This window comes from Streptomyces sp. NPDC046831 (genome assembly GCF_040645305.1).
Classification (GTDB): Bacteria; Actinomycetota; Actinomycetes; order Streptomycetales; family Streptomycetaceae; genus Streptomyces.
Genome location: NZ_JBEYXZ010000032.1, coordinates 1 through 21781, shown reverse-complemented (window position 1 = coordinate 21781; position 21781 = coordinate 1). Strand labels below are relative to the sequence as shown.

The following is a 21781-nucleotide window of genomic DNA, read 5'->3' as shown; positions in this document are numbered from 1 at the left end:
AGTCCCCCCGGGGGGAGCGGCGAACGTCACACCTCCGCGGCAGGGCCGACCAGCCGGGTCCGGGCGGGGTCCCGACGATTCTGCTCCGTCGCGGGCTCTCCCCGCGAGGAACGGGGGGTCGGCGCGCCTGGAAAGGACCACGGGAAACCGCACGACCGGCCCAGCGGGTCCGCCGCACGGCCCGCCGGACGCCGAGTCCCGCGGCGCGGCCGCCCGCGGGCGGCGAGACCCGTGGCCGTGCCGCCGCCCCGGCCGGCGAGCGCCGACGCAGCCGGCCCCGGGGGCTGTCCGGGACCGCGAGCCACCCGGATCGCCCGGCGGTCCGGGACCGCGAGCCACCCGGATCGCCCGGCGGTCCGGGACCGCGAGCCACCCGGATCGCCCGGCGGTCCGGGACCGCGAGCCACCCGGATCGCCCGGCGGTCCGGCGTGACCCGCCGGACAGCCCCTACGCGCCGTCGGCGGCCAGCGCCTCCACCAGGACCGGCGTCACCTGCTCGACCTGCCAGGGCCGCGCGCCGTATCCGGCGAGGGCCGCCGCCACAGACGCGGCGTCGGCGTCCTTCGGCGGTTCCCAGCACAGCCGGCGCACCGTGTCCGGCGCGACGAGGTTCTCCTGCGGCATGGAGAGCCGCTCGGCCAGCGCCGACACACCGGCCCGGGCCGCCGACAGCCGGGCGGCCGCCGCCGGGTCCTTGTCGGCCCACGCCCTCGGCGGCGGGGGCCCGGTCACCTGCTGGCCGGGCTGCGGCAGCTCGGCGTCGGGCAGGGCCTTGGCGCGGTCCACCGCGGCCTGCCACTGCTCCAGCTGGCGCCGGCCCGTGCGGTGCCCGAACCCGTTCAGCGCGGCGAGCGCGTGCACGTTCGACGGCAGGGCGAGGGCGGCCTCGACGATCGCCGCGTCCCCGAGCACCTTCCCCGGCGAGACGTCGCGCCGCTGCGCGATCCGGTCCCGGGTCTGCCACAGCTCGCGGACGACGGCCAGCTGCCGCCTGCGCCGCACCTTGTGCATCCCGGACGTGCGCCGCCAGGGGTCCTTGCGCGGCTCGGCCGGCGGGGCCGAGGCGATCGCGTCGAACTCCTGCCGGGCCCACTCCAGCTTGCCCTGCCGGTCCAGCTCCTTCTCCAGGGCGTCCCGCAGGTCGACGAGCAGTTCCACGTCGAGGGCGGCGTAGCGCAGCCACGGCTCGGGCAGCGGGCGGGTCGACCAGTCGACGGCGGAGTGCCCCTTCTCGAGCACGAAGCCGAGCACTCCCTCGACCATGGCGCCGAGCCCCACACGGGGGAACCCGGCGAGCCGGCCGGCCAGCTCGGTGTCGAACAGCCGGGTGGGCCGCATGCCTATCTCCCGCAGGCACGGCAGGTCCTGAGTGGCCGCGTGCAGCACCCACTCCACCCCGGACAGGGCGTCGCCGAGCCCGGACAGGTCGGGGCAGGCGACGGGGTCGATCAGCGCGGTGCCGGCGCCCTGCCGGCGCAGCTGCACCAGATAGGCGCGCTGGCCGTAGCGGTAGCCGGAGGCGCGCTCGGCGTCGACGGCGACGGGGCCGGAGCCGGCCGCGAAGGCGGCGACCACCTCGGCGAGCGCGGCCTCGTCGGCGACGACGGGCGGGATGCCCTCGCGCGGCTCGAGCAACGGGATCGGCGCCCCTGTGCCAGAAGGTCCGCCGTCGTCCGGAGGGGCGCCCCCGGTGGTTCGCAGTGGACTGTCTGCTGCGGTCTTTTGGGCGTCGGTCACATGTCAAGAGTATCCGTGCATGGACGGCGCCCGCCGACGGAACGTTCCGTCGACGGGCGCCGGAGGGTCGTGAACCGGTCAGCTGGGTGACACGTCCGGTTCACGACCGGCGGGTGGGACGCTGCGGAACCGACGGCCGGTCCCGGTCGCGCCGGTGGGGCGTCGCGGCTCTTCGGCGGCTCGGTGAAGAGGGCGGCGCGGGGGAGGAGGGAGAAGGGGGGACGAAGGGGATGATCAGGACGGGCTGGTCCTCAGGGGCTCCGTCGCGGGCGGTCGCCGGTGGGGGAAAAGTTTCGGGACGGGTTGCTTCGTACGGGTGATGAGTGACGGCTGACGGGTGACGGGAAGGATGGTCAGTGGATGATGCCGGTCCGCAGGGCCACCGCGACCATGCCGGCGCGGTCTCCCGTGCCGAGCTTGCGGGCGATGCGGGCGAGGTGGCTCTTGACGGTCAGCGCGGACAGGCCCATCGAGACGCCGATCGCCTTGTTCGACTGGCCTTCGGCGACCAGCCGCAGCACCTCGACCTCGCGGCCGGACAGCTCGCGGTAGCCGCCCGGGTGGCTCGGGGCACCCGGGGGGCGGCGGTGCAGGCGCGCGGCGGCGGCGCCGATGGGAGCGGCACCGGGTCGGGAGGGGAGCCCGAGGTTGGTGCGGGTGCCGGTGACGACGTAGCCCTTCACTCCGCCCGCGAGGGCGTTGCGAACGGCGCCGATGTCGTCGGCGGCGGACAGGGCCAGCCCGTTGGGCCAGCCGGCGGCACGGGTCTCGGACAGCAGGGTGAGCCCCGAGCCGTCGGGCAGGTGGACGTCGGCGACACAGATGTCCCGAGGGCTGCCGACGCGGGGACGGGCTTCGGCGATGGACGACGCCTCGATGACGTCGCGGACTCCGAGCGCCCACAGATGACGGGTGACGGTGGACCGGACGCGCGGGTCCGCCACGACGACCATGGCGGTCGGCTTGTTCGGGCGGTAGGCGACCAGGCTTGAGGGCTGCTCGAGGAGAACGGACACCAGGCCTCCTGGGGTGGGGGGACGGGGCCGGCTTGTGGGGATGAAGCCGGGACGAACCGTGCTTTCAAGGTCACAGTCGTCTTCGGCAGCAAACCTGTTGTCCTTTAGAGAATGATCACGATCTGGTGAGTAAGAATGCGTGCAATTCGGACACCTGAGCGATCGCCCGAAGATCGAATCGGTTCGGTCGCGGCCGTTCGGGTTCGATTCGAGCCCGAATGTGGCCGTATCGACAAAGACACGGCAACGAGCCGGTGGGGCGACCCCGCGAAGGTCGGACAAGAGGGTAAGAAGTCGAAAAGCCAAGCGGTCAAGAGGCCAAGAGCTCGCCGGGGCCGGGACGCCCGGGAGGCCCGGGAGGCCCGAGGGGGGGACCCGAGAGACCTGGGAGGTCCATGGAGACCCGAGAGGCTTAAGGAGGTGCGGGAGACCCCGAAGGTCCGGGAGGTCCGGGAGGTCCGGGAGGCCCTGGAACCCCCGGGAGCACGGCGAGGCGCGGGCAGCTCCGGAGGCCGGGCGGGCCGGGGACGGGAGGCACGGGACCGGCGGTCCACCGGTCCGGACGGACGGGACGCCCCGGCGCTCAGCCGGCCGGCTGCTCGGCCCGCGCGTCCGGGAACCGGGCGTCCCCGGGCCGGGCCGGCTCAGCGGGACTGCGTGCCGGGCCGGCTCAGCGGGACTGCGGGCCGCGCCGCTGCGGCAGCGTCACCACCGAGGCGTCGCCCGGCCCGGCCGGCGGCAGGCCCGCGACCTGGGCGAGCAGGTCGCACCAGGACGCGAGGTGGGCGGCGGTGTCCGGGGCACCGCCCAGGCTCTCCCGGGGCGTCCAGGAGGCCCGGATCTCGATCTGCGAGGCGGCCGGGCGGGCGGACAGCCCGCCGAAGTAGTGGGAGCTCGCACGCGTGACGGTACCGCTCGGCTCGCCGAAGGCGAGGCCGCGCGCCTGCAGCGCGCCGGTCAGCCACGACCAGCACACGTCCGGCAGCAGCGGGTCGGCGGCCATCTCCGCCTCCAGCTCCGCGCGCACCAGCGTCACCAGCCGGAAGGTGCCCCGCCAGGCGTCGTGTCCGGCCGGGTCGTGCAGCAGCACCAGACGCCCGTCGGCCAGGTCCTGGTCGCCGTCGACGACCGCGGCCTCCAGGGCGTGGGCGAACGGGGCGAGCCGTTGCGGCGCGGGCACCTGCTCGATCTCGACCTGCGGCCGCAGCCGGGCGGTCCTCAGCGCGTCGACGGCGGCCCGGAAGGGCAACGGAACCGCACTGCTCCCATGGCCGTCCCCCTCCTTCCCGTCGTCCATTCCGCCAGCGTCGTCCGACCGTCGTCCCTGAGCCGCAGCCATGCCGGGAAGATTAAGGGGAACCGGGCCGTCGTGCAGGGCAAGACACCCCACCCGGCCGCGCGGTTCGGCGGCCCGGAGCGGGGGGCCGCGCCGCCGCCGGACGGCGCGGACCGCGGCCGGCGGCCCTCCGGCGCCGTGCGAGACTTGCCCCTGTGAGTGCCAACGAGACCCCCGCGGGCCGGCAGCCGCAGCCGTCGCCGCCGAAAGCCACGTACGACTCCGCCTTCCTCAGGGCGTGCCGGCGCGAGCCCGTGCCGCACACGCCGGTGTGGTTCATGCGGCAGGCCGGGCGCTCGCTGCCGGAGTACCGCAAGGTGCGCGAGGGCGTCCCGATGCTCGAGTCCTGCATGCGGCCCGAGCTGGTCACCGAGATCACGCTCCAGCCGGTGCGCCGGCACGGTGTGGACGCGGCGATCTACTTCAGCGACATCGTCGTGCCCCTGAAGGCCATCGGCGTCGACCTGGACATCAAGCCCGGCATCGGCCCGGTCGTCGAGCAGCCGATCCGCTCCCGCGCGGACCTGGCGCGGCTGCGCGACCTCACCCCCGAGGACGTCTCCTACGTCACCGAGGCGATCGGCCTGCTGACCGCCGAGCTCGGCGCCACCCCGCTGATCGGCTTCGCGGGAGCGCCGTTCACCCTCGCGAGCTACCTCGTGGAGGGCGGCCCGTCCCGCAACCACGAGCACACCAAGGCGCTGATGTACGGCGACCCGCAGCTGTGGGCCGACCTTCTCGACCGCCTCGCCGACATCACCGCCGCCTTCCTCAGGGTGCAGATCGAGGCAGGCGCGAGCGCCGTGCAGCTCTTCGACTCCTGGGTCGGCGCGCTCGCCCCGGCCGACTACCGCCGCTCGGTGCTGCCCGCCTCCCGCAAGGTCTTCGAGGCCGTCGCCGGGTACGGCGTCCCGCGCATCCACTTCGGCGTCGGCACCGGCGAGCTGCTGGGCCTCATGGGCCAGGCCGGCGCGGACGTCGTCGGCGTCGACTGGCGCGTGCCCCTCGACGAGGCCGTCCGCCGCGTCGGCCCCGGCAAGGCGCTGCAGGGCAACCTCGACCCGGCCGTGCTGTTCTCCTCCCCGGAGGCGGTCGAGGCGAAGACCCGGGAGGTCCTGGACGCGGCCGCGGGCCTGGAGGGCCACGTCTTCAACCTCGGCCACGGCGTGCTGCCGACGACGGACCCGGACGCGCTGACCCGGCTCACCGAGTACGTGCACACGCGGACCGCCCGCTGACGCGCTCTCACCACGTCTGCCGGGGCCGCGCCTGCCTGCCGAAGAGCAGGCCGCGCGGTTCCGGCGGCGGGGGCGTGCCCGGGCGCAGCGGCAGCGCGATCAGCATGCCCACCACGAAACCGGCGACGTGGGCCGTGTAGGCCACCGTCCCCGCGGCGGAGACGCCCTCGCCGGAGGAGTACACCGCCTGCAGGGCGAACCAGAAGCCGAGCACCAGCCAGGCCGGCAGGCGCAGCGGCAGGAAGATCAGGAACGGCACCAGCACCCAGACCCGGGCCCTGGGATACAGCACCAGGTAGGCGCCGAGGACCCCGGCGATCGCCCCGGACGCGCCGATCAGCGGCTCGGCCGAGCCGGCGTTGAGCAGCGCGAAGCCGTAGCCCGCCGCGTAGCCGCAGACGACGTAGAACGCGAAGAACCGCACGTGCCCCATGCGGTCCTCGACGTTGTTGCCGAAGATCCACAGGAAGAGCATGTTGCCCAGCAGGTGCAGCCAGCCGCCGTGCAGGAACATCGCCGTGAACACCGACAGCGCGGGGGACTTGTCGTAGACGGGCGGCCCCACCACGCACCCCGGCCCCTGCGGGCCCACGCCGACCGCGCCGGTCGGCACCAGCCGCGGCATCTGACCGTGGATCAGCTCTCGCGGCACCGCGGCCCAGTGCTCCATGAAGGCATGCAGGTGGCAGAGCTGGGCCAGGTTGCCGTCGCCCGCCACGGACCCCGCGAGGCCGGGCGTGAAGAGGAACACCGCGATGTTCACGGCGAGGAGGGCGTACGTCACCCAGGGGGTGCTCCGCACCGGGTTCACGTCATGAACGGGTATGACCACGGGGGAGTAGTGCCCCCGATGGGCCGGGCGAATCGGTGAACGTCCTCGCCGCCGCGTGCGTATGTCTCCTCAACCGCCCGGGACCCGGCGAAGGCGGGCCGCGGGGACGACGTGAGGACAGGCGATGAGCGACCGTGTCACCCCACCGATGCACGCCCTGCCCGACGGCGAGGCGGAGATCGCCCTGGTGCTGCACCTGCCGTGGGAGGACGTCGCCAGGCTCGGCCAGGAGGCCGGACGGCTGGCGGCGCAGATGAAGCGGCCGGTGACCCTCGACGAGGCCGTCAGCCACCGGCTGCGGTCCGCCCGGCCGCCGGCCGCCCACGCCAGGCCGGCCGGTGAGCAGCCGTCGGCGGCGACGGCTGCCGGCGCGGCGTCGGTGTCGTCGCTGCCGAGGCTGAACGGGACGGCCTAGTGCCGCGGCAGGCAACGTCTGCCCGTCGAGGAGCGGCGTCCGGTGCGTGCTCTCGGGGTGCCGGCCGGACGCCCTCGTATTGGATGTACCGGGGCTTTCGGCCGCTGCGGCGAGTGGGGGTACCCCCTGGTCGAGCGGAGCCGAGAGCTTGGTGGGGGTACCCCCTGCTCGAGCGGAGCCGAGAGCTTGGGGGAGCGTGCCGGGTGCCGCGACGGGGCGAACGCAGTCTGTCGCGGCACTGGCTCCGCCGGCGGCGGCGCGGGGTCCGGCGCGCCCGTGCGCGGCAGGGCCGCCGGTCGCCGGCGCTCCGCGTCGACACCCTGCTCCCGCCTTGCGGCCGCACGCACCGCACCCCGCGCGTGGGCCGCGGGCGGCCGCCTGTTCCGCCGGCCCGATCCGCCGGGCAGCCCCTGGAACGGCTGCGGGAGGCGGGCCGCGTCCCGCAGCCGCCTCTTCGCCGGAGCGGAACCGCCGCCGCTCAGCCGACGCCCCGGCCCACCTTCGCCGCCGCCTTGCGCGCCGCCACCAGGACCGGGTCCCACACCGGTGAGAACGGCGGGGCGTACCCCAGGTCCAGGGCCGTCATCTGCTCCGCCGTCATCCCGGCCGTGAGGGCCACCGCCGCGATGTCGACCCGCTTGGCCGCTCCCTCCCGGCCGACGATCTGGACGCCGAGGAGGCGGCCGGTGCGGCGTTCGGCGAGCATCTTGACCGTCATGGGGGAGGCGCCGGGGTAGTAGCCCGCGCGGCTCGTCGACTCGATGGTGACCGTCTCGAACTGCAGGCCCGCGCGGCGCGCGTCCTTCTCGCGCAGGCCGGTGCGCGCGATCTCCAGGTCGCACACCTTGCTCACCGCGGTGCCGACCACGCCCGGGAAGGTGGCGTAGCCGCCGCCGGCGTTGGTGCCGATGACCTGGCCGTGCTTGTTGGCGTGCGTGCCCAGCGGGACGTACCGGTCCTGCCGGGAGACCAGGTCGAGCACTTCGACGCAGTCGCCGCCCGCCCAGATGTTCTCGTGGCCCCGCACCCGCATGGCCAGGTCGGTGAGCAGCCCGCCGTGCGGGCCGAGCGGCAGGCCCGCCGCGGCGGCGAGGGCGGTCTCGGGGCGCACGCCGATGCCGAGCACGACGACGTCCGCCGGGAACTCGGCGTCCTCGGTGCCCACGGCCCCGACCCGGCCGTCGTCACCGGTCAGGATCTTGGTCACCTCGGCGCCGTTGACCATGGTGACGCCCAGCCCCTCCATGGCCTTCCGCACCATGCGGCCCATGTCCGGGTCCAGCGTGGCCATCGGCTCCTCGCCGCGATTGACGACCGTCACGTCGTACCCGCGCTTGATCAGCGCCTCGGCCATCTCCACACCGATGTAGCCGGCGCCGACCACCACGGCACGCCGGCCCTCGGCCCCGCCGTCCGCGCGGTCCCGCAGCCGGGCCAGGGTGTCCAGCAGCGCCTGGCCGTCGTCCAGCGTCTGCACGCCGTGCACGCCGGGTGCGTCGACGCCGGGCAGGTCGGGGCGCACGGGCCGGGCGCCGGTCGCGATCACGAGCTTGTCGTACGGCGTCCAGGACTCGGCGCCGGTGTCGACGTCCCGCGCGCGCACCCGGCCCCCGGGGACGTCGATCTCGGTGACCTCGGTGCGCAGGCGCACGTCGATGTCCCGGGCGCGGTGCTCCTCGGGCGTGCGGGCGATCAGCCGGTCCCGTTCGACGACGTCGCCGCCCACCCAGTACGGGATGCCGCACGCCGAGAACGAGGTGAAGTGGCCCCGCTCGAACACGACGATCTCCAGTTCGCCGGGCCCGCGCAGCCGGCGCGCCTGCGACGCCGCGGACATCCCCGCGGCGTCGCCGCCGATCACGACCAGTCGCTCTCTCGTACCCCTCGCACGGCTCATCCTCATGCGGACACGCTACGGCCCCCGCCGGCGTCAGCGGTGCTCACCCGGCTCCGCCGTCCCCGGGCCGGACGGCTCCGGGGCCACCCGGGGCGCCGGCGCGACCATCGGGAAAGGGCCCGGCACCGCCGGATCGGACGCGGCCGGGCGGCGCGGCAGGCGGGGCCGCACCACCTTCCGCCACAGCACGACGGCGAGGGCCGCCGTCACGGCGAACGGCAGGACCGCGCCGAGGGCCAGCACCAGCCAGCGCACCACGGTGACGAAGACGTGCCAGCCGCCCGCCAGGGCGTCCCCGAACCCGGGCTCCTCGTCGTGCGCGGCCGGCCGCACCGGCGTCCGCGACAGCGACAGGGTGATCGTGGCCAGGCTGGTGCGGTCCTTCAGGGACGCCTGCCGGGCCAGCAGCGCCTCCAGGTCCGCCTGGCGACGGCTGAGCTCGCCCTCCAGGGTGACCACGTCGTCGATCCGCGTGGCCCGGTCCATCAGGGCGCGCACCCGGGCGACGCTGGCGCGCTGGGACCGGATGCGGCTGTCGACGTCGACGACCTGGCCGGTGACGTCCTCCGCCTTCACCGTGCGGTCCAGCAGCCTGCCGGTGCCCGCCAGGCCGGCGAGCACCGTGTCGAAGGCGCCCGTGGGCACGCGCAGGACCACACGGGTGCGCTCCTCGTCGTCCCCGTCGCGGGTGGTGGTCTCGTCACCGACGTAACCGCCCGCGGCCAGCACGTCGGCGCGGGCCGCGGCGAGGGCCTTCGGCACGTCGTCGACCTGCACGGTCAGCGAGGCGGTGCGGACGATGCGGCTCGTCGTGAGCTGCGGCGATCCGGTGGCCTTCGCGCCGCCGTACCGGGCGCCCGCGGAGCCCCCGGCGCCCTTTCCGTCGCCGGACAGGCCCGCGCCGTCCTTCTCCTGCCGCGCCGCGCTGCCCGCGCCCTTGCCCGACGCGCTGCCGTCCGAGTCGCCCGCGCCGCATCCGGCGAGCGCGAGCGCCGAGGCGAGCAGGAACCCGGCCAGGGCCCGGACGGGTCGGACGGAACGTCGTGCGCGCATGGGCGTACCCCCGTGACGTGGTGACGGACTGGGCTGTCTCCTCTTCGACTCCCGGGCCGTCCGGGACGTTGGCCTGCCCCGGTTCCGATGCGGTCACGGTCGGGACTCGTGACGGACACCGGGCGGCAGGACCGCCGCCGGGGCCGGACGCAGCCGTCTGAGAGAGTGGGGGACATGAGCGCAACGGGTACGAGCACGCGGCACGTCGTCGTCGTCGTCGGAGCCGGCATCGCGGGACTGGCCGCCGCGCACCGCCTGCTGCAACGCGGGGCGCGCGTGACCGTGCTGGAGGCCTCGGACCGCGTCGGCGGCAAGCTGCTGCCGGGCGAGATCGCCGGGGTCCGCGTGGACCTCGGAGCCGAGTCGATGCTCGCCCGCCGCCCCGAGGCGGTGACCCTCGCCCGCGAGGTGGGTCTCACGGACCGGCTGCGGCCGCCGGCCACCGCCACCGCCTCGATCTGGACCCGCGGCGCCCTGCGCCCCATGCCCAAGGGCCACGTCATGGGCGTCCCCGGCACCGCCTCCGCCCTCGCCGGCGTCCTGTCCGAGGAGGGCCTGCGCCGCATCGGGCGCGACGCCGGGCTGCCCCGCACGGAGATCGGCGACGACGTGGCGGTCGGCGAGTACGTGGCGGCACGCCTGGGCCGCGAGGTCGTCGACCGCCTGGTCGAGCCGCTGCTCGGCGGGGTCTACGCCGGTGACGCCTACCGCATCTCGATGCGCTCGGCGGTTCCCCAGCTGTTCCGGGCGGCCCGCGAGCACGACTCCCTGACCGAGGCCGTACGCGCCGTGCAGGCCGAGGCCGCGGCCGCTCAGCAGACCGGCCCGCTCTTCACGGGCATCGAGGGCGGTGTGGGCCGGCTGCCGCTCGCGGTCGCCGACTCGGTGCGCCGGCGCGGCGGGGAGATCGTCACGGAGGCGCCCGTCACGGAGCTGCGCCGCCGCGCGGACGGCGGCTGGCGCGTCACCGCAGGCGACCGTGTGCTGCGTGCCGACGCCGTCGTCGTCGCCGTCCCCGCGCCCGCCGCCGCCGCACTGCTGCGCGCCGAGTCGCCCGGGGCCGCCGCCGAGCTGGGGGCCGTCGAGTACGCCTCCATGGCCCTGGTCACCCTCGCCTACCGGCGCGCCGAGGCCGACCTCCCCGAGGGCAGCGGCTTCCTGGTCCCGCCGGTCGACGGGCGGACCATCAAGGCCTCCACGTTCGCCTCCCGGAAGTGGGGCTGGATCGCCGAGGAGGACCCGGACGTGGTCGTCGTGCGCACGTCCGTGGGACGGTACGGCGAGACGGAGATCCTCCAGCGCGACGACGCCGACCTCGTCGACGTCTCCCGGCACGACCTGCGCGAGGCCACCGGACTGGACGCCGAGCCGCTCCGGACCCGCGTCACCCGCTGGACCGACGGCCTGCCGCAGTACCCCGTCGGCCACCACGCGCGCGTGGCCCGCATCCGCGAGCACGTCGCCGGGCTGCCCGGCCTCGCCGTCTGCGGCGCGGTCTACGACGGCGTCGGCATCCCCGCCTGCATCGCGAGCGCGTACGCCGCCGTGGACCAGCTGGACGGCGACCCGCGCGGTGTCGACGAGCTCACCGCCCACCCGGTGCAGAGCCTGCACGGCGGAGCGGGAGAATAGCCCCATGAGTGACGACGCCCCCACCACCGAGTCCGGCAGGATCCCGAACAAGGGCAAGCTGGCCAAGGACCTCAACGAGGTCATCCGCTACACGCTGTGGTCCGTCTTCAGGCTGAAGGACGTGCTGCCCGAGGACCGCGCGGGCTACGCCGACGAGGTCCAGGAGCTGTTCGACCAGCTCGCCGCCAAGGACGTGACCGTCCGCGGCACGTACGACCTGTCGGGCCTGCGCGCCGACGCCGACCTCATGATCTGGTGGCACGCCGAGAGCAGCGACCAGCTCCAGGAGGCGTACAGCCTCTTCCGCCGCACCAGGCTGGGCCGCGCCCTGGAGCCGGTGTGGTCGAACATGGCCCTGCACCGCCCGGCCGAGTTCAACCGCTCGCACATCCCGGCCTTCCTCGCCGACGAGACGCCGCGCGACTACGTCAGCGTCTACCCCTTCGTCCGCTCCTACGACTGGTACCTGCTGCCGGACGAGGACCGTCGCCGCATGCTCGCCGACCACGGCAGGATGGCCCGCGGCTACCCGGACGTGCGCGCCAACACGGTCGCCTCCTTCTCCCTCGGCGACTACGAGTGGATCCTCGCCTTCGAGGCCGACGAGCTGCACCGCATCGTCGACCTCATGCGTCATCTGCGCGCCTCCGAGGCGCGCATGCACGTCCGTGAGGAGGTCCCGTTCTTCACGGGCCGCCGCAAGGACGTCGCGGAGCTGGTCGCGGGCCTCGCCTGATCCGGCGGGCCCACTGGGCCCGCAGTCCCCGGCCGCCGGGGACTACCGGAGCGAGTGCTCACCCCGGGGTTTCCGGGCGGAGGGGGCGCCCGGCTTCTGGGGCCGCGGTTCCGGGCGCGGCGCGCAGACCGCGTGCCGCCCCGGGAGCCGGCCCTCCAGCAGGTACGCCTCCAGGTGGGCGTCGACGCAACGGTTCCCGCCGCCCGCGACACCGTGCGTGCCCGCGCCCCGTTCGGTCACCAGGACCGAGCCGGCCAGCCGCCGGTGCAGTTCCAGGGCGCCGTCGTACGGCGTGGCCGCGTCCCGCTCGGCCGCCAGGACGAGCGTCGGGGGCAGCTCGCCCGGGGCGGTCCGCACGTCCAGGGGCCGCTGCCGGGGTACCGGCCAGTAGGCGCACGGCAGGTTCGTCCACACGTTGGCCCACGTCTCGAACGGCGCCACCCGCGCGAGCCGGGTGTTGTCCCGGTCCCACACCGACCAGTCCGTCGGCCAGGGAGCGTCGTTGCACTCCACGGCCGTGTAGACCGCGTCGGCGTTCTCCGCCCCGGCGGCCGCCTCCCGGCGCGGCGCGGCCAGCTCGACCAGCGGCCGCGAGTCGCCCCTCAGATACGCCGACAGGGCCGCGGCCGTGGCCGGCCAGGCGTCGTCGAAGTACCCGGCCTGCAGGAACGCGCTCTGCAACTGCCCCGGCCCGACCGTGCCGCCCGCGGGCCGGGCGGCGAGCCGCGTCCGCGCCCGTTCGTAGCTCGCCCGCACCTGCTCGGCGGTGCGTCCGAGCCGGTACACGCCGTGGTGCCGGGCCACCCAGCGCCGGAAGTCCGCCCAGCGCCCCTCGAACGCGGCCGACTGGGCGAGGTTGTCGCGGTACCAGATCCGGGCCGGGTCGGGGTTGACCGCCGAGTCGAAGACCATCCGCCGCACGTGCGAGGGGAACAGCGTCGCGTACAGGGCGCCGAAGTAGGTGCCGTACGAGGCGCCCAGGAACGTCAGCCGGTCCTCGCCGAGCGCGGCGCGCAGGACGTCCAGGTCGCGGGCGTTGTTGAGGGAGGTGTAGTACCGCAGGTCCCCGCCCGTGCGCCGCGCGCAGCCGCGGGCGTACGCCTTCGCCCGCGCGACCCGCTCCTTCTTGTACGCCTCCGACGGGTGCGCCGGCGCCGGGGAGGGCCCCCGCCGGAAGTGCGCGGGGTCCTCGCAGGACACCGGCGCGGAACGGCCCACCCCGCGCGGGGCGTAGCCGACGAGGTCGTAGGCGGCCGCGACGCGTTTCCACTGGGGCAGCGCCCCGATCAGCGGGAAGGGCATGCCGGAGGCGCCCGGGCCGCCCGGGTTGTAGACGAGGGCGCCCTGGCGGGGGACCCGGCGCCCGCCGTCGTGCCGATCCCCGCCGGTGGCCCGCGCCCGGCTGACCGTGATCCTGATCTGCCTGCCGTCGGGACGTGCGTAGTCGAGCGGCACGGACACGGTGCCGCACCGCACGGTGCCCGGCACCTCCGGTGCGCCGGCGCACGTGCCGAAGCGGATGCCGGCCGCGCGGGCGCGGGCGGCGGCCACCGCCGTGCCCCGCAGTTCTGCCGCGCCGGGGACGCCGCCGGTGGCGGGGACGCCGCTCGCGTTTGCTGCCGGTGCGGCGGCGAGGGCGGTCAGGACCAGGACCCCGGCGGCCGAGCGGACGGCGGCGGCTCTCATGGTGTATCCCTTCGGAGCACGGCAGCGACAAAAGGGATGTTTCGTACGCCGTCCGGGGAAGGCAAGCACCACCCGGCCGTGTCGCCGCCGGTGCGCCGATGCGCCCCCCGAGGGCGCCCGCACCGGGCAGTGCCCGCCCGTGCGGCCACGAGCCGCAGCGGTCGCCACGGGCGTGTTCCCGTGCGGTGCGGGGTCGCGGCCGGTGCGCTTCTGCGCGGGGTGGGCGGTGGCGGCCGGTGTGCTTCTGAGCGGGGCGGGCGGAGGACGGCCGGGGGGCTCCCCTGTGGTTGCGGGTGGCCGCCACAGACGGGACCTCTGCGCGGTGCGGGCGGTCGCCGTCGGCGTGCTCCCGTGCGGTCCGGGCGGTCGCCGCCCGCGTGCTGCCGTGCGTGGCGGCGGTCCGCTGCCGTCGCACGGCGCTTGTCGGTCCGTCAGGGCCGGTCGCGGTGCGCGAACGCCGCGCGGAGGTCCGCCTCGCCGACCGCGCGGATGCCGCGCACGGCGACGCGGGCCAGATACGCGCGCTCGTCGCCCGCGCCGTTCACGCGCCGGTCCAGGGCGCCCAGCAACCGCTGCCCGGCCGGGGACGCCCACCGCGCGTACGGGTGCACCTCGATGCGGGCGAGGGCGAGGCAGCTGAGGGCGAGCGTGAGGGGGAGTGCGAACCAGAGAGCGACCAGATGACGCGGCACCCCGGCCGACAGGGGCGTCAGCAGCGCCGTCACGCCCAGCGCGAGGACGGCCAGGGCGGCGGCCCGCACCTGGCGGACCCCCGCCGCGACGGTCGTCCGCGCCCCGTCCGGCACGGCGAGACCGGCGCGGACGAGCCGGTCGGCGAGCCCGCGCACCGCGTCCGCGGCGGCCGTCGCCGCCCGCACGGGTGCGATCCGGGACTGCCCCTCCGGGCCGATCGCCGATATGACGCACCGCTCCCACTCGTCCTGACCGCACGGGTCGACGACCGTCGCCCAGCCGGTGTGCGCGAGCAGCAGCCGGCGCTCACGCGCCATGGTGACGAGGGTCAGGTCGACGACCCGGCCGGGACCGCCGGAGAGGAACGCCGCCTCGTGGAGCGTCAGTTCGCGCTCCCCGCCCGCGGTCACGTCGTCGGCGGCCGCGCGTACGGCGGCCAGGCACAGCCGGGCGCACGCGATGCCGGCGACGGCCCAGGCCGGCAGCAGGAGAAGGACCCACACCATGCCGGTGTTTCTATGCCAGACATCCAGGAGAACACCATGCCCTGTTCACCATCCGGACGGTGGCCGAGGGGTGACGGGCCGTCCGTTCGGCGAGGTCAGGGCCCGGACGGGGGCGGACTGGAGGCGGCCGGCGGCATCGGGTACGAGGGAGACACGGACGGGGCGACGGGGATCACGTCGCCGGGTCCCGCGGTCGCGGGCGGATCGCCCGCCGGGCCGGCGGCGGAGGGACCGCCGCTCGGGGCCGACTCGCGGGCCAGGGCGGCGAAGTCGACGAACCCGGTGGCCTCCAGGACCTCGATGTGGTCCAGCACCGTCGTGTTGGCGTCGTCGGCGAGGGCGCGCACCAGCGAGTTCTGCGTACTCACGCGGACCTGGGCGACGAGCGAGAACACCCGGCCGTGCGCGAGGCGCAGGGTGTTGGCGAACGTGCGGTCGTACTCCTCGCCCCGCGCCGCGCTCAGGCCGGCGAGCCACTTCCGCTGCTGGGCGGTGGGTTCGTTGGGCAGCCCCAGGCCGAGCCTGGCGGCGACGTCGCGGACCCGCTCGTCCAGGAAGGTGTGGCCCCGCACGAGGTGCTCGCCCGCCGTCCGCACGGCCCGCGTGGTCCCCTTGCGCTGCGCCTGCTCACCCGCGGGCAGTTCCCACAGGCCGGCCAGCCGGACCTTGGTGACGAAGTCGCGGTCCTGGGGGGACAGCGGCCCGTACGGCGTCGCCACGCTCCGGGAGCTCAGCGTGTCCGCGGAGACCCCAGGGCCGGAGCGGTCGGCGTACGACCAGAGCGGGAAGAACAGCGCCGCGAGGGTCGCGGCCAGTCCGCCGACGATGATCCCGGTACCGCTGAGGACGCCTCGGCCCGGAACAGGCGGTCGCGGTCGCATGGTGCCTCCTTGTGCGGCACCGCACGTCAGTGCGCTTCGGGGAATGACGGGGGTTGGCATATTACTGCGGGCGACGGGACGGCCCCGAGCGGGTACCAAGAGGGCATCAGAGGCCTATGGGGCGGGTGCGGCGGCGGTTCCAGAACCCCGTGGGCAGACAGACGACGACAATCCCGGACGGCCGATCGCGGGCCGCCCGGGTCGTGTCCATCGGGGCACACGGCCCCGTCGACCGGCACCGGCTGCTTGCGGATGGGGGCCGGGCGGGGATGCTTCCCGGCGGGCCGTGCCGGGGGCGTCGTCGGTCGCATCGGCGGGGGTCGGCTCAGCGGCGCAACGCCGCCCGTTCGTTCACCGGCGCAGGAGTACCCGCCGGGTCGCCCGGGCCAGGCGGGCCGCCGGGTGCGGTGACCGGGGCGCCGGTCCGGACCGGTCCAGCCACCACTCCCGCAGCTCGCGCCGGGCCGCCGCGTCCTCCGGTTGCCCGGCGAGCAGCAGGAAGCTCGCGAAGTCCAGCGCGTCACGCCGATAGCCGCCGGTCATGGGGTGTCCCTGCGCGTACGCGAGGAACGCGGGCCGGTAGCCCTCCCCGAGGATCACCGGCAGCTCCGGAGCGATCTTGGCCACCACATCCGCGCGCTTCGACGCCAGCGCCCTCGACTGCACCGTCAGCCGCGCCCGGTCGAAGCCCTCCGGCACGGGGGTCCCGGCGACGAGCGCGGACAGCAGCGCGGTCTGCCCGAGCGCGAGCCGCTGCCGGGCGGCTTCGGCGGCCGGGCGGACCCCGCGCCCGAGGCAGCCCTTGGCGGCTGCCTCAGGCCCGATGCCGGTCTCAAGCCCGATGCCGGTCTTCGCCCCAGTGCCGGCCTCAAGCCCGACGCCGGCCTCAAGCCCGACGCCGGCGTCGGGCCGGACGCCGGACTCCGGCCCGGCGCCCGCCTCGGCCCCGGTGCCGGTTCGCCGGGCCGCGGGCGTGGCGTCTCGTGCCCCGGCCGCGGCGCCGGTCGGCTCGGCCCGGCCGGCCGGCTCTGCCGCGGTCGCCGCCCGTCCTTTCGCCACGGCCTCCCCGATCGCGCCCAGCTCCCGTTCCAGCTCGGCCGGCGCGGGGAAGTTCTCGTCCCGCTCCAGCAGCACTCCCGGCGGCGCGACGCGCGAGGCGAGGTCGGTCAGGATGTCGAGGACCGGCTGCGGCACCGGGTGGGCGTGGCTGTCGTGCCAGACGCCGTCCCGCTCGAAGCCGCCCGCCACGTGCACGTAGGCGATGGCTTCGAGCGGCAGCTCCGCGAGTGCCCCCGCCGGGTCCTCGCCGCGGTTGACGTGGTTGGTGTGCAGGTTGGCCACGTCGATCAGCAGCCGCACCCCCGTGCGGTCGGCCAGTTCGTACAGGAACTGCCCCTCGCTCATCTCCTCACCCGGCCAGGCCAGCAGCGCGGCTATGTTCTCCACGGCGAGCGGCACCGGCAGGGCGTCCTGAGCGATGCGGACGTTCTCGCAGAGCACGTCGAGGGCGTCCCGCGTGCGCGGCACGGGCAGCAGGTGCCCCGCCTCCAGGCGCGGCGAGGCGGTCAGCGGTCCGCCCGCCCGGACGAAGGCGATGTGCTCCGTGACGAGCGGGGAGCCGAGCGCCTCGGCCCGCTCGGCGAGGGCCCGCAGCCGCCCCTCGTCCGGTCGCTCGGCCCCGCCGAGACCGAGCGAGACCCCGTGCGGCACCACGGTGACGCCCCGGGCCCGCAGTCGCAGCAGCGACTCGGGGAGGTGTCCGGGGCACACGTTCTCGGCCACGACCTCGACCCAGTCGAGACCCGGCATGCGCTCCACCGCGTCCGCGATCTCCGGCCGCCAGCCGATGCCCGTTCCCAGTCGCCCCATGGTCCCCTCCTCCAGCGGCCGTCCCCCGGCCTCCCCCGATTCCCGTGCCCGTCCCCCCGGCGGGACCGGTCGGCCGCCCCCCGGCGCGGCCGTCCCGGCTGACGGGGGTATGGCCCCGGCAGCCCGCGGCGAACCGCGCCCACCGCACGTTCAGAGCAACATTTGAGGTTCCGCGGCACGCGCCTCCGGGTGCCGCCCGGAGGTACGCACGGAAGGCACCCGGCGTTCACCCGGCGGCGGTCGGGGTGTTCGGGGGCGGGTCGGGTACCGGCGTAACACCCGGCGGCGGCCGGGGTGCTCAGGGACGGGTCACGGACCGGCGTTCACCGCAGCGCCGGGTGGTCGGCGACCACCGTGCAGGAGCCGGGCGCGATCTCCGTGAAGCCCGCGTCGCGCACCACCGGCAGCCCGCTGGCGGTCAGTTCGCGCCACTCGCCGGGGGCCGCGGTGCGCACGGCGAGCGGGAAGCCGGCGTCCCGCCAGGCGGCGCGCTCCTCGTCCGGCAGCTCCCACCAGGCCAGTTGGGCGCCGTGCCCGGCCTGGGCCATCGCCTTGCCGGCGGACATGTCCAGCTCGGGGCTCGTCCAGAGCACCGGAGCGGAGCGGTCCGCCTCCGCGGGCGGTTCCGGGTCGTCGAGGTCGGTGCCGGAGACCTGCAGCTTCGCCAGGTCCCTGGGCCAGCCGTCCAGCGGGACGGGCGGGCAGACCCGCACCTCGGCCGTCCGGCCGGTGACCGTGATGCCGGGCAGGGCCTCGGCGCGCCGCCACTCGGCACCGCGCGCCCGCCGCACCACCTTGCGGATGCGGGCGTCCTGCCAGTCCCGCACCGCCTGGGCCCATTCGCCCTCGCCCAGCGACCGCTCGTCGCTCAGCATCACCAGCACCGCCCGCGCGGCGGTCTCCAGCGCGTCGGTGCGGGCCGGCGGAGCGGCCCGCTCGACGCGGACGACCAGCGGCAGCACGAACTGCGGGGCCTGGTCGCGCGCGCCCGGCTCGGATCGGAAGGGGCTGTCCCCGGGGCCGGCGGGTGCGGTGGTCTGGTCGGTGCTCACGGCCCCCAGTGTGCCAGGCGCGAGCTGCGCGCCCGTCCGCCGCCCGGCGCACCCACGGTGGCCATGACCTGCGCGCTCACCGTGCGGACCGGGCGCGGGTCACCCGGAGCAGGCGGTGCGCTGGGCCTCCTGCCACTCGCAGACGGGGCACAGGGTGATCCCCTTGTACGACTCCGGGTACTCCGTGGGCTCCCGGCACAGCACGCACTCCGCGTACGGCGGCCCGTCGCCCCCCGCTGCCTCCGGCGGGTGCGGGGCGCTGCCGTACGGCCCGGCCGGGCCGGAGCAGTAGTCGTCCGTGCGGTCGTCACTCATGACTCCAGCGTAGGAGGTCACGGCCGCCCGGCGGCGGCCCCGATCAGCTCGGACACCTTCACGAAGCGGAAGCCCCGCCGGCGCAGCTCCGGGACGACCGTCCGCACGACGCGCCCGGTGGTCGGCGCGGCGCTGCGGGTGCAGTGCATCACCACCACCGACCCCGGCCGCACGCCGTCCAGCACCTGCCGGGCCACCGCGTCGGCGTCCGTCGCGAACGCGTCGCCGCTGACCACGTCCCACTGCACCGCCGTGACACCGAGCCCGCCGAGCGCGCGCAGCGCCCGGTCGTCGTAGCAGCCGCCGGGGAAGCGGAAGTACGGCATCGGGTGCGGTACGCCCGCCGCGCGGAAGGCGGCGTAGGCCCGCTCCACCTCCGAGCGCATGCGGTCCGCGGACACGGTCGGCAGGCCGTAGCAGTCGCCGGTGAACGCGTAGTGGCTGTAGGAGTGGTTGGCGAGCTCGAACAGGGGATCGCGGCCGATGGAGCGGGCCTGGTCGGGGTACTGCTCGGCCCAGCGGCCCGTCATGAACACGGTGGCGGGCACCTTCAGCGCGCGCAGCGTGGCGAGGAGCGCCGGGTTGTCGAAGTGCTCGCCGGACGCCGCGCGGTCCCCCTGGTCGGCGGTCATGTCGGCGTCGAAGGTGAACGCGACCGTCCGGCCCCGCGTGCGCGGGCCGTGCGTGAAGACGGGGGTGAGCCCCGCGGGGCCGGGGGCGAGGGACGGGGGCCGGGCGGGTGAGGGCGTGGGCCGCGCCGGAGCCGGACGGCTCCCGCTCGCCCCCGGAGCGGGAGCCTGCGCGGGGCCGCAGGCGGCGAGGGAGGCTCCCAGGGCACCGACGGCCGTCACCAGTCGTACGAGTCGTACAAGTCGTCCACAGGGGATCACCGGAAGACCGTAGGGCGGTCACCGGTCATATGAACGGCGGCGCGGCGGCGGGGTCACCCGCCCGGCCGGGCACCCCGCCGACGTCCGCGCGCAGTCCCTCCGTGGCGCCGCCTCACACCTCCCGCGGCTCCAGCGGCCGGGTCGCCGGGCCCTGGATCACCTTGCCGTCCGTGTCGAAGCGCGACCCGTGACAGGGGCACTCCCAGGCGCGCTCCGCCGCGTTGAAGGAGACCAGGCAGCCCATGTGGGTGCAGCGGGCGGACACGGCGTGCGTGCGGCCCTCCTCGTCGCGGTAGACGGCGACGCGGTCGCCGCCCGCGCGGACCACCGCGCCCTCTCCCGGGGGGACCGCCTCGACGGGCGGCACGGGCCGCAGCCGGTCGCCGACGAAGTGGCGGGCGACCTGGGCCTGGTGCTTCAGGAACGACGGTGCCTCCCGCACGGTGGAGAGCAGCCGGCGCGGATCGTAGAGCTCGCGCCAAGGGCTGTCCTGGCCGGTGATCAGCGCTGTCAGCAGCCGCCCGGCCATCATGCCGCCGCTCATGCCCCAGCCGCCGAAGCCGGTGGCGACGTACGTGTGCCGGGCGCCGGGGTGCAGCAGCCCGACCAGGGGCACCGTGTCGGTCGGGTCGTTGTCCTGGGTGGCCCAGGCGTGGGTCAGGGCGACGCCGGGGAAGTGCTCGCCGGCCCAGGCGGCCAGCCGGTCGAAACCGGCCCGGGTGTCGCCGGTGCCCGGTGTGAAGCGCTCACCGGTGACGACGAGCAGCCGCTTCCCGGGCTCCTGGTGCGGCGCCGTGCGGACCGAGCGGGTGTTCTCGTCGGGGGTGATGTACATGCCGCCCGGGTCGCGGCCGGCGTCGATCGTCCCGGCGACGACCAGTTCCCGGCGCGGGGAGAGGCGGGTGAACAGCAGGGCGCGGTCGAAGACCGGGTAGTGCGTGGCCACCACGACGTCGCGGGCGGTCACGGTCGCCCCCGTCGCGGTGGCCAGCCGGCACGGCCCGTCCTCCTCCAGCCCGAGCACGGTGGTGTTCTCGTACACCTGCCCACCGCGCGCGACCAGGTCGTCGGCGAGGGCCAGCAGGTACTTGCGGGGATGGAACTGCACCTGGTCCGTCACCTCGACCGCGCCCGCCACCGGGTACGGCAGACCCGTCTCCGTCACGAACGAGGCGGGCAGCCCGGCCTCCCGCGCGGCCTCCGCCTCGGCCCGCAGCTCGTCCACGCGGCCCGCGTCGCAGGCGTAGGTGAAGGCGCTGCGGCGCTCCCACTCGCACTCGATGCCCAGTTCGTCCACGAGCGCCGCCGCGTGCTCGATCGCCTCGGACTGCGAACGGGCGTACAGCCGCGCGGCCTCCGGTCCGCGTGTGCGCCGCAGCCTGTCGTAGATCAGCGTGTGCAGCGCGGTCAGCTTGGCGGTCGTGTGCCCGGTGACGCCGGCCGCCACCCGGTGCGCCTCCAGCACCGCCACCTGACGTCCGGCCCGCGCCAGCTCGTGGGCCGCGCTCAGCCCGGCCACCCCGGCGCCGATCACGGCCACGTCGACGTGCAGATCCTCCTCCAGGGTGGGACGGGACGGGCCGGGCGCCGTCTGGAGCCAGTACGAACCACGGACGTGCGGGAGCTCGCTCATGGGCTCCGGATACCCCGTCGGAGGCCGCTCACCGTGCGGTCGTGCGCGGATACACGCCGTCGCCACCGGTTCCGGCCGCCGTGGTGGCGGCCGGAACCGGCGCGCCCGCGGCGGCGGCCGGACCCGTTCCTCCGGAGTTCCTCCGGGACCGGTTCGGCCGGGCTCCCCCCGGCCGTCCGCAGGGGTGCCGTCCGCCGCGCGCACGGGCGCCGCGTCAAGGCCCCGCACCCTCACACGTCAAGACCCCGCACCCTCATGGGGAAAGCCGGGCGTGCGCTGCGGCTCGGGGTGGGGCCGGTGGGCCGGGTCTGCGCGCGGTTGTCGGTCGTGTCCGCTCCTCGGCCGGTGGCCTGGTCGTCGGCC

General features: G+C 75.9%; 18 protein-coding genes. 4 read left to right on the top strand and 14 right to left on the bottom strand.

Translation table 11 applies throughout. The annotated features are described in order from the left end of the window. Positions 1–448: 448 nt before the first annotated feature. The 3 genes from ABZ920_RS24065 to ABZ920_RS24055 form a co-directional block, all read right to left on the bottom strand. Positions 449–1738 (bottom strand): ribonuclease D, encoded by a 1290-nt coding sequence (locus tag ABZ920_RS24065; RefSeq protein ID WP_361508553.1) that lies wholly within the window; start codon positions 1736–1738, stop codon positions 449–451. A 353-nt stretch (positions 1739–2091) separates the two neighbouring features. Next, positions 2092–2754, bottom strand: coding sequence for a response regulator transcription factor (locus tag ABZ920_RS24060; protein ID WP_361508550.1), 663 nt, complete (start codon positions 2752–2754; stop codon positions 2092–2094). A gap of 670 nt (positions 2755–3424) precedes the next feature. After that, positions 3425–4051: a DUF3000 domain-containing protein gene (locus ABZ920_RS24055; RefSeq protein WP_361508547.1), complete on the bottom strand. Its 627-nt coding sequence runs from the start codon at positions 4049–4051 to the stop codon at positions 3425–3427. Between the two features lie 194 nt (positions 4052–4245). Between ABZ920_RS24055 and hemE the strand changes: the two genes are divergently transcribed. Next, positions 4246–5328: a uroporphyrinogen decarboxylase gene (hemE, locus tag ABZ920_RS24050; RefSeq protein WP_361508544.1), complete on the top strand. Its 1083-nt coding sequence runs from the start codon at positions 4246–4248 to the stop codon at positions 5326–5328. 7 nt (positions 5329–5335) lie between these two features. On the opposite strand, the gene ABZ920_RS24045 is transcribed toward hemE, so the two are convergent. After that, positions 5336–6160, bottom strand: a complete 825-nt coding sequence (locus ABZ920_RS24045) for a rhomboid family intramembrane serine protease (protein ID WP_361508541.1) — start codon at positions 6158–6160, stop codon at positions 5336–5338. 124 nt (positions 6161–6284) lie between these two features. Here ABZ920_RS24045 and ABZ920_RS24040 point away from each other — a divergent pair, with 124 nt between their 5' ends. Next, positions 6285–6575 carry a hypothetical protein gene (locus ABZ920_RS24040; RefSeq protein WP_361508538.1) on the top strand — a complete coding sequence of 97 codons (291 nt, stop codon included), beginning with the start codon at positions 6285–6287 and terminating at the stop codon, positions 6573–6575. Between the two features lie 478 nt (positions 6576–7053). Here the strand turns inward: ABZ920_RS24040 and ABZ920_RS24035 are convergent, their stop codons facing one another. Both ABZ920_RS24035 and ABZ920_RS24030 read right to left on the bottom strand, forming a co-directional pair. Beyond that, a complete protein-coding gene (locus tag ABZ920_RS24035; protein ID WP_361508536.1) occupies positions 7054–8478 on the bottom strand; it encodes an FAD-dependent oxidoreductase in 1425 nt (474 codons plus the stop codon). A gap of 27 nt (positions 8479–8505) precedes the next feature. Beyond that, positions 8506–9525: a DUF4349 domain-containing protein gene (locus ABZ920_RS24030; protein WP_361508533.1), complete on the bottom strand. Its 1020-nt coding sequence runs from the start codon at positions 9523–9525 to the stop codon at positions 8506–8508. A gap of 174 nt (positions 9526–9699) precedes the next feature. On the opposite strand from ABZ920_RS24030, the gene hemG reads away from it, so the two are divergent. Next, positions 9700–11157: a protoporphyrinogen oxidase gene (gene hemG, locus ABZ920_RS24025; protein ID WP_361508530.1), complete on the top strand. Its 1458-nt coding sequence runs from the start codon at positions 9700–9702 to the stop codon at positions 11155–11157. Between the two features lie 4 nt (positions 11158–11161). After that, entirely contained in the window at positions 11162–11893 is a 732-nt protein-coding gene (gene hemQ / locus ABZ920_RS24020; RefSeq protein WP_361508527.1) for a hydrogen peroxide-dependent heme synthase, read from the top strand. Positions 11894–11935: 42 nt separating this feature from the next. On the opposite strand, the gene ABZ920_RS24015 is transcribed toward hemQ, so the two are convergent. The 8 genes from ABZ920_RS24015 to ABZ920_RS23980 all read right to left on the bottom strand — a co-directional run bounded on the left by ABZ920_RS24015 (position 11936) and on the right by ABZ920_RS23980 (position 21418). After that, positions 11936–13579, bottom strand: coding sequence for an alpha/beta hydrolase (locus ABZ920_RS24015; protein ID WP_361508524.1), 1644 nt, complete (start codon positions 13577–13579; stop codon positions 11936–11938). Positions 13580–14010: 431 nt separating this feature from the next. Beyond that, positions 14011–14778 (bottom strand): TIGR04222 domain-containing membrane protein, encoded by a 768-nt coding sequence (locus ABZ920_RS24010; protein ID WP_361508521.1) that lies wholly within the window; start codon positions 14776–14778, stop codon positions 14011–14013. Between the two features lie 95 nt (positions 14779–14873). Further along, positions 14874–15659 (bottom strand): DUF4142 domain-containing protein, encoded by a 786-nt coding sequence (locus tag ABZ920_RS24005; protein WP_361508518.1) that lies wholly within the window; start codon positions 15657–15659, stop codon positions 14874–14876. A gap of 351 nt (positions 15660–16010) precedes the next feature. Then, positions 16011–17528 (bottom strand): DUF692 family multinuclear iron-containing protein, encoded by a 1518-nt coding sequence (locus ABZ920_RS24000; protein WP_361508515.1) that lies wholly within the window; start codon positions 17526–17528, stop codon positions 16011–16013. 323 nt (positions 17529–17851) lie between these two features. Then, positions 17852–18580, bottom strand: a complete 729-nt coding sequence (locus ABZ920_RS23995) for a peptidyl-tRNA hydrolase (protein ID WP_361508512.1) — start codon at positions 18578–18580, stop codon at positions 17852–17854. Positions 18581–18679: 99 nt separating this feature from the next. Next, positions 18680–18895 (bottom strand): hypothetical protein, encoded by a 216-nt coding sequence (locus ABZ920_RS23990; RefSeq protein ID WP_361508509.1) that lies wholly within the window; start codon positions 18893–18895, stop codon positions 18680–18682. A gap of 17 nt (positions 18896–18912) precedes the next feature. Beyond that, positions 18913–19782, bottom strand: coding sequence for a polysaccharide deacetylase family protein (locus tag ABZ920_RS23985; RefSeq protein ID WP_361508672.1), 870 nt, complete (start codon positions 19780–19782; stop codon positions 18913–18915). Positions 19783–19897: 115 nt separating this feature from the next. Continuing rightward, entirely contained in the window at positions 19898–21418 is a 1521-nt protein-coding gene (locus tag ABZ920_RS23980) for an FAD-dependent oxidoreductase (protein WP_361508506.1), read from the bottom strand. Positions 21419–21781: the final 363 nt, after the last annotated feature.